At 59.2% G+C, this 12,587-nt stretch carries 14 protein-coding genes; 6 read left to right on the top strand and 8 right to left on the bottom strand.

Annotated elements, in window-relative coordinates; translation table 11 throughout:
- Positions 1-13 precede the first annotated feature (13 nt).
- The 5 genes from AC0L2D_RS19645 to AC0L2D_RS19625 form a co-directional block, all read right to left on the bottom strand.
- On the bottom strand, positions 14-793 hold the full coding sequence (locus AC0L2D_RS19645) for a hypothetical protein (RefSeq protein WP_473542001.1): 780 nt from the start codon (positions 791-793) through the stop codon (positions 14-16).
- A gap of 56 nt (positions 794-849) precedes the next feature.
- On the bottom strand, positions 850-1,242 hold the full coding sequence (locus tag AC0L2D_RS19640) for a phage holin family protein (RefSeq protein ID WP_013525134.1): 393 nt from the start codon (positions 1,240-1,242) through the stop codon (positions 850-852).
- Positions 1,239-1,847 (bottom strand): DUF1206 domain-containing protein, encoded by a 609-nt coding sequence (locus tag AC0L2D_RS19635; protein ID WP_127371052.1) that lies wholly within the window; start codon positions 1,845-1,847, stop codon positions 1,239-1,241. Before AC0L2D_RS19635 ends, AC0L2D_RS19640 begins: the two co-directional genes overlap by 4 nt.
- Before the next feature lie 272 nt (positions 1,848-2,119).
- Complete coding sequence (locus AC0L2D_RS19630; protein WP_063170783.1) at positions 2,120-2,965, bottom strand: manganese catalase family protein; 846 nt, start codon at positions 2,963-2,965, stop codon at positions 2,120-2,122.
- Between the two features lie 172 nt (positions 2,966-3,137).
- Positions 3,138-4,253, bottom strand: coding sequence for a glycoside hydrolase family protein (locus AC0L2D_RS19625; RefSeq protein WP_164752036.1), 1,116 nt, complete (start codon positions 4,251-4,253; stop codon positions 3,138-3,140).
- Positions 4,254-4,411: 158 nt separating this feature from the next.
- On the opposite strand from AC0L2D_RS19625, the gene AC0L2D_RS19620 reads away from it, so the two are divergent.
- Complete coding sequence (locus AC0L2D_RS19620) at positions 4,412-5,584, top strand: glycosyltransferase (RefSeq protein WP_473541998.1); 1,173 nt, start codon at positions 4,412-4,414, stop codon at positions 5,582-5,584.
- A gap of 2 nt (positions 5,585-5,586) precedes the next feature.
- On the top strand, positions 5,587-6,729 hold the full coding sequence (glf, locus tag AC0L2D_RS19615; RefSeq protein WP_024504623.1) for a UDP-galactopyranose mutase: 1,143 nt from the start codon (positions 5,587-5,589) through the stop codon (positions 6,727-6,729).
- A gap of 87 nt (positions 6,730-6,816) precedes the next feature.
- Here glf and AC0L2D_RS19610 read toward each other — a convergent pair whose 3' ends face one another.
- A complete protein-coding gene (locus AC0L2D_RS19610; RefSeq protein WP_473541996.1) occupies positions 6,817-7,983 on the bottom strand; it encodes a beta-glucosidase in 1,167 nt (388 codons plus the stop codon).
- Positions 7,984-8,434: 451 nt separating this feature from the next.
- On the opposite strand from AC0L2D_RS19610, the gene AC0L2D_RS19605 reads away from it, so the two are divergent.
- On the top strand, positions 8,435-8,710 hold the full coding sequence (locus tag AC0L2D_RS19605) for a hypothetical protein (protein WP_224673155.1): 276 nt from the start codon (positions 8,435-8,437) through the stop codon (positions 8,708-8,710).
- Between the two features lie 639 nt (positions 8,711-9,349).
- Here AC0L2D_RS19605 and AC0L2D_RS19600 read toward each other — a convergent pair.
- Positions 9,350-9,523 carry a hypothetical protein gene (locus AC0L2D_RS19600; protein WP_013525125.1) on the bottom strand — a complete coding sequence of 58 codons (174 nt, stop codon included), beginning with the start codon at positions 9,521-9,523 and terminating at the stop codon, positions 9,350-9,352.
- 471 nt (positions 9,524-9,994) lie between these two features.
- A complete protein-coding gene (locus tag AC0L2D_RS19595) occupies positions 9,995-10,492 on the bottom strand; it encodes a hypothetical protein (protein ID WP_013525124.1) in 498 nt (165 codons plus the stop codon).
- A 544-nt stretch (positions 10,493-11,036) separates the two neighbouring features.
- Here AC0L2D_RS19595 and AC0L2D_RS19590 point away from each other — a divergent pair.
- The 3 genes from AC0L2D_RS19590 (at position 11,037) to AC0L2D_RS19580 (ending at position 12,492) form a co-directional block, all read left to right on the top strand.
- Positions 11,037-11,771, top strand: a complete 735-nt coding sequence (locus AC0L2D_RS19590; protein ID WP_013525123.1) for a Crp/Fnr family transcriptional regulator — start codon at positions 11,037-11,039, stop codon at positions 11,769-11,771.
- A gap of 19 nt (positions 11,772-11,790) precedes the next feature.
- Positions 11,791-12,027, top strand: a complete 237-nt coding sequence (locus AC0L2D_RS19585; RefSeq protein WP_013525122.1) for a DUF6894 family protein — start codon at positions 11,791-11,793, stop codon at positions 12,025-12,027.
- Positions 12,028-12,252: 225 nt separating this feature from the next.
- Positions 12,253-12,492, top strand: a complete 240-nt coding sequence (locus tag AC0L2D_RS19580) for a hypothetical protein (protein WP_032899472.1) — start codon at positions 12,253-12,255, stop codon at positions 12,490-12,492.
- The last annotated feature ends 95 nt before the right edge of the window (positions 12,493-12,587 follow it).

The following is a 12,587-nucleotide window of genomic DNA, read 5'->3' as shown; positions in this document are numbered from 1 at the left end:
TGATCCATTCAAGCTAGGTTTGACGCTGAGATGGATCGGAAATCCGTTCACGCACGGCGTGCTCGGTCTTGTCTGCTGTGGACTTCACGATCTCGCCGAGCTGATCGGCGATCGTGTCTGCTTCCATATGTTGCCGGCCAGCTTCCTGCTTGATGGTTCCATAGGCTTCGGCGGCGACCTGCTTGGCCTCGTCGAGACCCCTGTCGAGCATGGTTTCGGCGGTATCGCGAAGCTTGTCGCCATAGGCGCCTAGCTGCTCATCCTCCGTTGCGGTGTGGGGCAGCATTGCACCTATGGCGGCGCCGATGGCGAGACCCGCGGCCGCTATGGCCAAGGGCTGGTTCTCCAACAGATCTTGCGCGGAGCGGGCGGCTTTCGCCGCCATGTCGCCGGTCACCGATCTTGCAGTGGCCGTGGTGCCCGTCAAACCCTCGGCGGCGCTGCTTGCAGCGCTGGAAACGGTATCGCCGACGCTGGTGGCAGCCGATGACAGCGATGCGGCGGCATCGGAAAGCGTGCTGCCCAAGCCTCCAGGTTCCCGTTCATCATGTCGTCCCGGCGCCGAGGGCATTGAGTAGCCAGCCGAACCGCGGGCGGTGTCTGCGGTACCACTGCCGAACATCAGCCAAGCCAGACCCGCGCCCACCATAGTGACCGGCAAAGGATTGTCTCGGACCTGCGTTCTGAGGTTGGCGAGCATGGCCGAACTCTCCCCTCCCGAGAACAGCCCGGTGAACTCATCGAGCAATTGTCCCGGCGTCATCCTGCCTCGAATGGATTCGGCGGTCTCCATCACCCGCGCACGGGCTGCCTCGGCCTCGCGTTCAAGTTCGGCTGCGGATTTCTCAGTCATCTCACTTGTTCCTTGATCACGCTCGCGTCGCGCTTGAGCTGTTCCTGGGTGCGGTCGGGGGTAAGTTCCGAAGGCGCCATGCTGGCCGTCCCGGTCCGCAGCAGGATAATGCCGAGGGCCGCCACGACCACGCCGACCAGCAGGGAAGACCACCCCGCGCCAAGTCCTGCCCGCGTCAGTGCAATAACGAGTGCCTGCAGCAACACCATTAGCGCGGCGAGCAAGCAGATCGCGCCGCCCAGCACTTCCGCGGCACCTGCTCCGGCTTTGGCAAGCTTTTCAGAAAGCTCGGCCCGAAACAGCCTGGCCTCGGTTTGCACCAAAGTGGTGACATTCTGGGCCAAGTCGGTGATCAGCCCGGCAAGGCTTGGGTTGTCCTGGGTGTTCATCTGTCCTGCTCCGTGCTCTGCATGGCCCCATCATCGCCGACGACGCCCGAATCCTGCGACCGATCAGCGGACCAACCCTGTGCCTGATCGGTGTGGGATTTGAGGTCTCCCGGCGCATCCTGAAATTCTGGACCCGCCGGCGGCGAGGCCTTGATGAACCGCCCGAGAGCCAATCCGGCCAATACCGATCCGGCAAGCAGGACACCGGGATTTTGCCGGCCAAAGGACTGCACGTCCTCCAGGACCTGGCCGAACGGCTTCTGTTTCAATGACGATGAAAGCCGCTCCAGGCCACCGGCAGCATCCAATGCGAACTTCGATGCGTTCCTTTCATCGTTGTTGGCCAGGTGGTCACTGGCCGCGCGCAGTGCGCCGCCCAGCGCCGCCAGGCTCGATCCGATGTCGCGCTGCGCTTCCTGCGCCTTGTCGGAGATGACCTCCCTGGCTTCAGATGCATAGTCGCCAGCCTTGCGGGTCACCGTATCACGCGCGTCGTGAAGCAACTCGCTGGCACGCTCATTTTCCTGGCGAAGCCTTTCGGAAACGTCGCTTTTCGCCTTGTCGAAATCGGTGGGCTGTCCGCCCTGATCGTTTTCATGCTGCATGGGGCCACCTAGTGAAGACCGAGGAAGGAGAGGACCGCCAGCACGACAACGATAACGCCGATAAGATAGATGACACTGTTCATGTGCACGTCCTCCGTGGCTGTCCAACTTCGCGGAGCCGGCGATGTTCCCTAGGTGAAGCATTTATGTCGAAGCGGAAATGGAGAGCTTCGTCAGGCACGCACCAGTCACCAATGGGTGCGCCCTACTCCGCAGGAGCCGCTAGCAGGAGACAGCCGAGTGCCGGCTGCCTCCGGCATTGCTATCTTTGCCTATTCGGCTGCCCGCCTGTCGATCATCTGCTCGCTCTGGGCGCCGGAACTTGGCCGAGGCGGCGACAGGATGGGCTCCTCGCCCATTGGCGAACCGGCGACCAGGGAGAACTCGCCCTTGCCGTCCATCGACGGTCCTTCGCTCCAACGTCCCTGCGCTGGTTCGACACCTTCGACGAAGCAATTGATGAAGGCATAGGATACGTCCTGATGCTCCTTTTCCTGCGGGAAGGAGTTGGGGACCGGCAGAGACGCGTTCAGTCCGCCCATATCTTCGATTGCCGCGAGCCACTGCTGTTGGTGCATGGTGTCGCGCGCAATAAGGAAGGACAGCATGTCCTTCATGCCGGGATCGCTGGTCATGTTGTACAGGCGGGTCGCAAGCACGCGGCCGCTTCCTTCCGCGGTGACGTTTGCGACCATATCCGCGGCAAGATTGCCGCTGGCATAGACATGCGAAGCATTGAAGGGAACGCCGTTGGCGTTTTCAGGCAGTGCGGCCAGGCCGGTCGACAAGATATGGCGGAAGTTCATCCCGTTGAGGACCGAGCCGCCGACCGTGTCCGACGAGATGTCCTCCTGCAGCGAAAGTGGTGCACCCTCAAGATTGAGGGCGACCGCAGTCGCCAGCATTTCGATATGGCCGAGCTCCTCGGTCGCCGTGTTCAACAACAGGTCGCGGTATTTGGCCGGCCCGCGGCATCCCCATGCCTGGAAGAAATACTGCAAGGCCACGCGGATCTCGCCTTCTACTCCGCCGATGGCCTGCTGCAAGGCACGGGCAAAGACTGGATTGGGCGTTTCCACACGAACCGGGTACTGCAATTTCTTGTCGGTGTAATACATGGCTGACTCCTGGTTGGAAGTCAGCCGAACCTCAGCTCTGATGCATTGTTCCGTGCGAGGAACACTTAATTCCGGCAGGCTTTCCGCGGGAATGTCTCGAGCCACGGACGCTTATTCGCAATGCGAGCCGTCCAGTTCGTTGATGCAGTCGGTGCGAGTGGCGCCGACCGGATCACGCGACCCTGGAAAGCAGAGCGACGTCACATCTGGCCAAGCCGTAGCGCCACCGATGATCAGTCGTGGCGACCCGGCTCTGATAAAACAGTGAAAGCTGGCTGCCTTCGATCATCACTGTCGAGTGGCCGTTCTCTCCCGGCTGGCCTGGTTCCAGCACCGGGCCGATCGAGACGTAAGGTCCAGCAACGTTATCCGCGATGGCAAAAAACACGCGTTGCCGGTTCCCGCGAAGGCCATTGGGCAGAAAGCAAGTGGCATTGAGAAGCACGCGACCGTCCGGCAATTCGACCAGTTGTGCGCCCTCAATGCCCCATTCATAGTCGGGATCCTCTCTCGTGTTGTGGTGAGGCACATCATTGTGGTCGAGGATCTTGCCGATCCGCTTCCAAGGACCGAACCATGAGTCGGATTGGCTGCGTGCGAGATAGATGTCGGGCTGCGGCACCCTGGTGAATTTTGGCATGGCGGAATAGACGAGGTAGCGCTTGCCGCCAATAAGTGCGGGATGCGGATCGTAAATGCCATCTTCCTCCGTGTCCGGGATGGCGAGGATGGCGGGGCTAAGAACCACCCACTGGAACCCGTCATTGGAAACCGCATGCTCGCAGCGGCCGCCAGACTTCATGAACTCGGTCTGGATGAACATGTGAAAGACGCCGCTTTCGTGGATGACCCCCGGAGCCGCAACACCACTCCCATTGATTGGAAGCTCGATCGACTGATGCTCGGTCCACGGCCCATAAAGGTCCGGCGCCGTGGCGTGCAGTATCGTCCACGTCTCGGTGGTCACCGTGCCGCTCGAGCCGAAGACGTGCCACAGGCTGCCATCAAAGACGGGGCAAGGGTCCTTGAGATCATCCACGCTTTGCGGATGAAACAGCGGAAAAACGTTGGTAGCAAAGTCGATCTTCATATCAGCCCCGGAATTCGCCTGGCACGGACTCGCCAGCGATGCGGGCGAATCAACTTGATGTCCTGCGCATTTTATAGCCAGCGACTTCAACGCAAATACGGCAGGTCCGTTCTCCACCGACATTCCCCCGTCGCTCACGCTTTCAAAGCCCGGCGATGCGCGGCGGGCGTTCTCAGCTTCGCGGAAATATGGTCGCATTCGTCATCCGAGCGGTGACCGAGAGCTCTTCACTTCACCTTGGAACAACTCACGCGCTGGAAAGTTAGGACCTGGCATCGAAGTCTATTTCTCCTCGATCCGCGCTTAACAAATGTTAGTCGTAACATAAACTAAAGATTACGGGAAGGAACATCTCAATGGAAGCAGCCTTGGGCAGGGTATCCGCCAGTAAACACACTGGCAGGGAAAATCTACTGGTTTGCTTCTCCCACTTGCGATGGAATTTCGTTCATCAACGGCCGCAGCATATCCTCACCCTCGCATCAGAGCAGCAGAGAGTGGTCTACTTTGAGGAGCCTGTTTTCGAAGAACTGCCACAGCCGCAGATGCGGACGAGCGAGGCATCGCCAAACATCCTGATCGTGACACCAGTGCTGCCGCTCGGCGCGTCGGCCGCGAAATCAGATGCCGTGCAGCGGAGGTTTGTTCAGCAGATCATAGCTTCTATGCCGCACAGCCGGCTGATCGCCTGGTATTACACGCCGATGGCTCTCCGCTTCACGGAGTTCCTTGACCCAGACATATGCGTCTACGACTGCATGGACGAACTCTCCGCCTTCAAGAACGCGCCGCCCGAACTGGCGCAGATGGAAAAGGCACTTCTGCGCCGCGCCGATCTCGTTTTCACCGGTGGTCTGAGCCTGTTCGAGACCAAGCGCCGCCTGCATCAGGCTATTTACCCCTTTCCGAGCAGCATCGACGTGAAGCACTTTCACAAGGCAAGGCTGCCAGGAAAGGACCCAGTCGATCAGGCCGGCATTCCTCACCCGAGGGTGGGGTATTTCGGCGTCATCGACGAGCGGCTGGACGCCGGACTCGTGGCGCTAGCGGCGCGGACGATGCCGGACGTGCATTTCGTCATGATTGGCCCCGTGGTCAAAATCGATCCTGCAATCCTGCCGAAGGCCGACAACCTGCATTGGTTGGGTGCCAAGGCCTACTGCGACCTGCCCGATTATCTGCGCCATTGGGATGCCGGGTGGATGCCGTTTGCACTCAACGAAGCGACCCGGTTCATCAGCCCAACCAAGACGCCAGAGTTCCTGGCTGCGGGCCTGCCCGTAATCTCGACGGCAATCGTTGACGTCGTGCGCAGCTACGGCGCTGCTGGACTGGTGGAAATCGCCGACAGTGACGACTTGGAGAGCAAGCTGCGCTCCATGCTTTTGCGACCGCGTGAGATGCTGCTGCCGCAAGTCGATGCCTATCTGGCTGACATGTCGTGGGAAAGAACATGGAAGGCCATGGCAGCTCACATTGAGGGCGCCTACCGACGCAAGAAGGTCGTCCCGTTGCGCAGGAGCGCATAGCCATGTTCGATTGGCTGATCGTCGGCGCGGGGTTTGCCGGCAGCGTGCTTGCCGAAAGAATAGCCTCGCAGCGTCATGAAAGCGTTCTCTTGGTCGATCGCCGCAGCCATGTCGGCGGCAACGCCTATGATTGCTATAATGAAGCCGGCATCCTCATCCACCGCTATGGGCCACATATTTTTCACACCAACAGCCAGTCGATCGTGGACTACCTCTCGCAGTTCACCCAATGGCGCACATACGAGCATAGGGTTCTGGCGGCGGTGGATGGGATACTGCTCCCCATCCCGATCAATCTGGACACGATAAACCGCCTTTATGGCCTCGAACTGAATTCTGCACAGTTGGAGGAGTTCTTCGCGTCGCGACGCGAAACGGTAGAGGACGTGCGAACGGCCGAGGATGTTGTCGTCAGCACCGTGGGACGCGAACTCTACGAAAAATTCTTCCGTGGCTACACCAGAAAGCAATGGGGCGTGGATCCGAACCAGCTGAGCAAATCGGTGACGGCACGAGTGCCGACCAGGACCAACCGCGATGACCGATATTTCAGCGACAGCTTCCAGAAGATGCCTGCCGGCGGATACACGAGGATGTTCGAGCGCATGCTCGACCATCCGAACATCAAGATCATGCTGCAGACCGACTTCCGCGAAATTCGTGACGAGATACCGTTCAACCGCCTGATCTATACCGGCCCGATCGACGAGTACTTCGGCTGGCAGCTGGGGCGTCTTCCTTATCGTTCGCTCCGCTTCGAGCACGTCACCCTCGACCAAGAGCAGTTTCAGCCGGTTGCCGTCGTCAACTATCCCCAGACGGAAGATTACACCCGCATCACCGAGTACAAACATCTGACCGGCCAGCAGAACGCGCGGACCAGTCTGACCTACGAATATCCCACCGATATCGGGGACCCGTACTATCCGGTGCCGCGGGCCGAAAACGAAGAGCTCTTCAAGCGCTACGAAGCGCTTGGCGCAACCTGTCCCGACGTGTGGTTTGTCGGTCGACTGGCAACCTACCGCTACTACAACATGGATCAGGTGGTCGGGCAGGCCCTGGCAACCTTCGCCCGCATCCAGAAGAGCGTCCCGGAATGGGCGAGCGCGGGGAAGGCGTCGTTGGCCGAAGGGGCGCTGTAGCTCGCCCACCCGGACGTACCTGGGAGCATCGAGCGTGGCAAGGCGGCGCCGACAGGCGCTCGCAACATCCCTCGTGCCGCTCATGTATTAACGCGTCAGGTTCGCCGCGAACAAAGCTCGCTGGCGGGCCAATTCCTCCGCGATGGGCTTGCGGACGTGCCGACTGCCGTCCGCCTGGACGACCGAAAACAATCCCACCTCCGCATGCCGCGAATTGTCCCAGCCCGGATAGGCGGTTATCGGGTATAGGCAAATACCTTCGATCGGCGCTTCGAGGTCAATTGCGGCACGCACCTCGTCGCAGACATAATGGAGCCACGCCGCCCCGCCTGATCCCTCGGAGCCGGTCTCGGCGATGAACATCGACTTGCCATATCGATGCGCGACCTCGATCAGCATCTCGGATAGGGCACGGTACTCGTGGTGCCCCATGGGAATCGTCGGCCCGTTGAGGTACCACTGATTGTGCGGGTAGAAATTCAGGCCAACGACATCGACAACATCGTCGCTGCCCCCCAACTCAGGCTCTGCCCGGCCCAGCAGCATGTCGTAAGCTTCGAACTGTCCGAGACGGGCATTTTCGGCCCGACGCCGTTCGGTCCGCGTCCGGTCGCGAGGGGCAATGTGGATAAGCGGCTCGGCCCAGACAAATCTGCAAGCGGGATCGACCTCGCGCATCGCGCGAACGCCAGCTATTGCAGTTCTCACGAGGTGCCTCTTGAACCATCCCCGCTTCTTCGGGCCAACGCGCGGGAAATAGCCAACCTCAACAGCCCAGGCGAAAAACGAGATTTCGTTGATCGGGCACAACAATGGCGCTGTACCGGCGATTGAACGATGAACCCTCACAGCTTCTGCAGCGAACGAGGCATAGGCATCGACGAAATGCATCGACCCTTGATCAACGTGGTCTGGACATCCGTAGTGGAAGATGTCCCAGATGACCTGGACACCTGCCGATTGCGCTGCTTCGACCATCGGCGTCCAGCTTGACCAGTCATAGTTTCCAGGAGCGGTTTCGATCAGGTGCCAGCGCAACCCGTCGCGGACGGTACGAAGACCGAGTTCGGCGCAACCGCGGTAGTCGCCCAGGGCGTGCAAATAATGCGAGGTCGCACGGATAAGATCGAGGCGGACGCCGTCCTTGCGCCGGTGCGACGAGCACTCAAAACCAGCCATGAAAAAACTGGCGAAGGGCGACGTGCCCGCAATCGAAGTCACCTCATTGCCTTCGCTGTGTCGTGCTTCGCTCATACGAAGTCTCCTGCAGGCATTTGGGCTCAGTCTCGGCTGCCGAATGCAGATCGAAGCAGCCATGAGCAATCCGGCTGCCGTATCTCATCCGCCAGGCTGCACTTTCGTCCTGTGCTTAACGGGATGGTTCCAAACCGGATGATCGAGCCTTTGTTCCCGTCGACCCCGTCAGAGGCAGACAGCAGCCAGGGAAGAAGCTGCGCGAGGCAAGTCGGGGGTCAGGCACATGCCGTGATCGGATCATCCAACGCTCCGGCGAAGGCAGGCAACAGTCCGTTCAAATTTCGACTTTCCAATATCGATCATGCAGGCGAGAGGGACGAGGCCCGTCGCGTCAAGCCGCTCCTTCGATCTTTGCCGGCAGAGCGCGCGCCATTCAGCTCAAGCGGGAACATTGGCTACGTCAGCAAGTTTGATCGCCATAGCAAGGGGCCGCAGGGCGGGCGCGCAGATGAGACATCTGCTCAAGGAAATCCTGGTCGAGATCGCTGAAATCCTTCCAGCGATGGCTCAAAAGGGCGACAATTCGGCCGAAGCACTGCCTGTCCATGCGCCGAACTTCCCCCACGATCTGGAGCCGGTTATCCGGGCAGACCCTTCCTGCGAGGTGCCATCGCAACGCGCCGACGATCGGCATAAATCAGTCGCAGTTGAGCAAGCCGCAAGCTGTATGGAGGGATACGGCGCCGGCTCGGATGATCTTACCTTTGCCAGTCACTGCAGATGAATCCACGGTCAAGGCTCACGCCTCTGACGGGCACCACGCACGGCGTCGAATGCCGAGCGAACGGCTTCAACGTTTGAGGTGTCGGGCCGGGCTTACGGCCTGAAGATCAACGACGGTTGGCCCTGCGCCTCTTCATCGCGCCATCGCTTCGGTCCGCCTGCGACGCTATGCGGCACAGTCGCGCGTGAGCCAACCCGTACCCACGGGTCAATCTCTTCTCCCAAGAAGGCCGTGCCATGGAGGGACCAATAGCGCGGCCCGGCCGAGGTATGACCCACTAGCCTTCGTCGGATGCCAGTGACAATATCCCACCAGGCGCCACCTGCAGCAGTTCCCTTGGACGGTCCTGTTCTGGCAATGAGATGATCCAGCCATAAGGTGCGCGGCTCAACAGCCTCTACCCCGTAGCATGTCTTTAAAGTGGCTTCTTCGAAGTGCGCTCCGGAGTGCTGGAGCAGCCACATCACACGGGTTTTGTCGTCGACGCTGCCTTCTAAAGGCGCGTGGTAGCGGGAGCAGTCATGACACCCTCCGATGGGGCGGAAGCATGTTCTTCGCTCACAGCCGGCGGAGCCCAGAAACTACCGCCGCGAGAGCAATAATATTTTCAGTCGAGATCATGTGACCGGCAGAAGCGTTCTAGTGCCTCTCTTTCAGAAATCGGGCTTCACGAAGCAGCGAATTCCAATCCGTGCCGATAAGCTTGATCAGACCGCGCGCATCCGGCTCTGAAATACCGACTTCTTCAGACAGACGTCGGGCAAGCAATTGCTGATTGCCCTTTTCGACTCGGCCATCGCCATCCTTTTTCATTGGGTTCCTCCTTTGGGAAGCCAACTTGCGGAATGACCTTTCGTTTCACGAAACAAGAAAAAAGCCCGCGTCCGATTCGCGGCAGCGAGGATAGCGCCATTCGCTAGGGACTGTCGCAGGCGGTGCAAAGCAGGTCCACCTGGGGCGATCCAACACCACACACCTTCGATAACGTACGCAAACCGGTCCCAACAGAACCTGCGCGAAACCCATGCAAGCCGCGCCGAAACGCCCCGCAGCCCCTCAGAATTAATGGGGATTGGCATCGGTGGTGTGTTTTGGGACGTGGGTGGTCAGGCGGGTCTCCTGACCCCCATTGAGGAAATGCTTCGGTCCGGGGCCGCCACGGTCCTCGAACGTAGCGACTTTGACGCCAGGGACTGGTATTTCAGGGGCCGCTATGGGAGATGGTCCAAGGGCGCGGGATCGCTCCGATCAAAAACCGCGGGAACGCGGCCGTATCTTCTTTGATCACTGCCTGATGAACATGCCCGTATAGGTCTGGCCGGCGAGCGTATGGGTTGCGGACAGCGTGCCGTCGGGCATCATCCTAAAACTGACGTCCGCGCCATTCGGGAGGCGCCCCAGCTTCAACGTATTCCCTACAATTTTTCCTTCGCCCGCGGCCTCACCCGGATTGTCATCGCTCAGAATTCCCCATGCGTAGGTTACGGTCACCTTTCCGTTTGAAGAAACAGATTGAACAGACAGTTTACCTTCATATGTGCCTTCCAATCGCCCGACCCAATTGCCCGAAAAAGCGGCGTACTTTGTTGGAACGCCCTTTGAAGGAGGAATGATTGCCACGGATTGATCCATTATTGCCGGGCCGGGGGGAACAACGGCAGGATCCAAGGCGGATTGGGAGGGAATGGCAGCAGGTTCGATAGCGGCGGATTGCAGCGGTTCAGGAGCCGATTGGCACGCGGGTAGGGCAAGTGCTGCGAAGGCCAGTATAAGGTTCCGCATCAATTTCTCCACATCGTTTCCGAAGGACATATCCGAAAGCCCACTGATCGGCAGAAAGTTCCATTCCCCACCAGGCCGGATTTTGGAGACGCCTGATGAACCATGAGTGACCCCAATAGATAGCCGCTCGTCAACCGTGTAGCGACATCGCGCGGCCGCACCTCAAGCGGGCTCGTTGAGATGCCCATTTGCAAGGCCGGATTTCTCGCTTCAGGTGAGACGCCTTTTGCCTGATGCCTGGCCGGAGCCATCTGGCCCTCATAGGTGAGGTTGCAGCGTCAGGCCTTGGCGGATCAACCACCTCATGTGATGTCGCAGCGACCATTGCGAGCGCAGCCTATGTCATAGGTTAATGCGCTGCTCGAGGGGCTCGATTATGGGTGTGCAGCACTCCTGTGCCCCGTGCAATGAAGTCCCGGCCAAGGACCTGCCTCGGCATCCTGAATTCCCAGTTCCCGACCAGCAGTCCGGCGCCTCGTTACGGCTATCCGGAACTTTTGACGCGGATGCAAGTTCGATAACCAACATCAGCTAGGTAGCCACTTTGTCACCCACTTCATCCTCGGATGTACTTATCCGCAAGCTCCAGAGCATCTCGGATCTCCGAGAGGGCGATATTGATGTTTTGAAAGACATCCAAATTCAGGAGAAGGATTTTCTTGCCAATTACGACCTGGTGCGTGAGGGTGACCGCCCTGTCAATTCGTTCGTGGTTTTGGATGGCCTGCTCGGTTCCACCAAACTTACCGGCGATGGCAAACGGCAGATTACATCCTTCTTTGTGGCTGGGGACATTCCCGATCTGCATGGACTGCATCTGTCGGTCATGGATTGCAATTTCACGACCCTGACAGCAGCCAGACTGGGCTTCATGCGACATGACGCTCTTCGAGCCATTTGCGAACAGCATCCCCGAATCGCGACGGCTTTTTGGCGCTCGACGCTGATCGATGCAGCGATTTACAGGGAATGGGTAACGAATGTGGGACGACGAGAGGCCTATACGCGCATGGCTCACATCTTGTGCGAACTGATCTTTCGCTTGCGCTCGGTTGGACGCATCCAGGATCACGTCGCGGATCTTCCCATTACCCAGGCAGCACTTGGCGATGCATTGGGCTTGTCTACAGTCCACGTCAACCGAATGCTTCAGGAACTTCGACGTAGAGGCCTCATCGCCACCACAGGCCCAAGGGTGCAGGCTCTTGATTGGCCCGGCCTCACTCGTGCAGGTGATTTCGAAACGACCTACCTGCACCAAAGGAACCCCGCAGCTTAGTGGTGACGGAAGCTTTCGGATGGCACGATTTTTCTTTGATAGTGGCGATCACGATGTGGTCATCCAGGACGAAATCGGCATCGAATGTGCCGGTCTGGAGGAGGTGCGCCGCGTAGGCTTCGAAGGCCTTATCGACCTTACGAGAGATGCACTGACCGAGGTGGACGGGCAGCAAGTATTTGTTGAAGTGCGGAACGAAAATGGCGACAGGATTCTGAGGCTGAGCATCTCGCTTCAGATCAAGCTGATGAGATAACGTGCGATAGGACTTGCTGCGACAGAATGCTGCCGAACGCCGGCACACCAAACGGAGCGGCGACGAAACCGAATGCCGCGTGGCCGGACTGACGCACGAAGATGCCGCCGCCATTTGCGACCAGCTCGGGTTCTCCACATTGGACAAATCGGAAAGCCGCAGCAGAAGGGCATGCCCGCCTCAGTGGCGCAATCCGACTGATTTAATCGATGTCGCGATTTTTGTATGAAGTTCTGGAACGCGCACTCTCAGCGCTCGTTCATGTTGTCTCAGCAGAGGGTCGTCGAGATGCAACGAAAAGCGAACGAGGCAAGCCGGGTTGCGAAAGGCCAGGACCTTGAGGTCGAACATCTGGTCGAGCTCACGGAAATTGACCCCAAGCAGGCACGAACGCTGCTTCGCAGGCATGGCGCCGATTGGCCGAAGCTCAAAGACGAGGCGGAAGCTCTGAAGAAGGAAGACTAATCGTCACCTTCCGAGCGGTTGGCGAGAAAGCAGTTCTAGCTCATCCTCATCCGTGACCCCAGCCTGGTAGTAAGCCAGAATACGTGATGCGCGCC

It is taken from the genome of Mesorhizobium sp. WSM4833 (genome assembly GCF_055811095.1).
This window is presented reverse-complemented; position numbering and strand designations above follow the sequence as displayed.

What these genes read in the sequence shown, in the direction of transcription:
- AC0L2D_RS19645 (WP_473542001.1), bottom strand. Translation starts at nt 793, where the DNA reads ATGGAGACCGCCGAATCCATTCGAGGCAGGATGACGCCGGGACAATTG.
- AC0L2D_RS19640 (WP_013525134.1), bottom strand. Translation starts at nt 1,242, where the DNA reads ATGAACACCCAGGACAACCCAAGCCTTGCCGGGCTGATCACCGACTTG.
- AC0L2D_RS19635 (WP_127371052.1), bottom strand. Translation starts at nt 1,847, where the DNA reads ATGCAGCATGAAAACGATCAGGGCGGACAGCCCACCGATTTCGACAAG.
- AC0L2D_RS19630 (WP_063170783.1), bottom strand. Translation starts at nt 2,965, where the DNA reads ATGTATTACACCGACAAGAAATTGCAGTACCCGGTTCGTGTGGAAACG.
- AC0L2D_RS19625 (WP_164752036.1), bottom strand. Translation starts at nt 4,253, where the DNA reads ATGCGACCATATTTCCGCGAAGCTGAGAACGCCCGCCGCGCATCGCCG.
- AC0L2D_RS19620 (WP_473541998.1), top strand. Translation starts at nt 4,412, where the DNA reads ATGGAAGCAGCCTTGGGCAGGGTATCCGCCAGTAAACACACTGGCAGG.
- glf (WP_024504623.1), top strand. Translation starts at nt 5,587, where the DNA reads ATGTTCGATTGGCTGATCGTCGGCGCGGGGTTTGCCGGCAGCGTGCTT.
- AC0L2D_RS19610 (WP_473541996.1), bottom strand. Translation starts at nt 7,983, where the DNA reads ATGAGCGAAGCACGACACAGCGAAGGCAATGAGGTGACTTCGATTGCG.
- AC0L2D_RS19605 (WP_224673155.1), top strand. Translation starts at nt 8,435, where the DNA reads ATGAGACATCTGCTCAAGGAAATCCTGGTCGAGATCGCTGAAATCCTT.
- AC0L2D_RS19600 (WP_013525125.1), bottom strand. Translation starts at nt 9,523, where the DNA reads ATGAAAAAGGATGGCGATGGCCGAGTCGAAAAGGGCAATCAGCAATTG.
- AC0L2D_RS19595 (WP_013525124.1), bottom strand. Translation starts at nt 10,492, where the DNA reads ATGCGGAACCTTATACTGGCCTTCGCAGCACTTGCCCTACCCGCGTGC.
- AC0L2D_RS19585 (WP_013525122.1), top strand. Translation starts at nt 11,791, where the DNA reads ATGGCACGATTTTTCTTTGATAGTGGCGATCACGATGTGGTCATCCAG.
- AC0L2D_RS19580 (WP_032899472.1), top strand. Translation starts at nt 12,253, where the DNA reads ATGAAGTTCTGGAACGCGCACTCTCAGCGCTCGTTCATGTTGTCTCAG.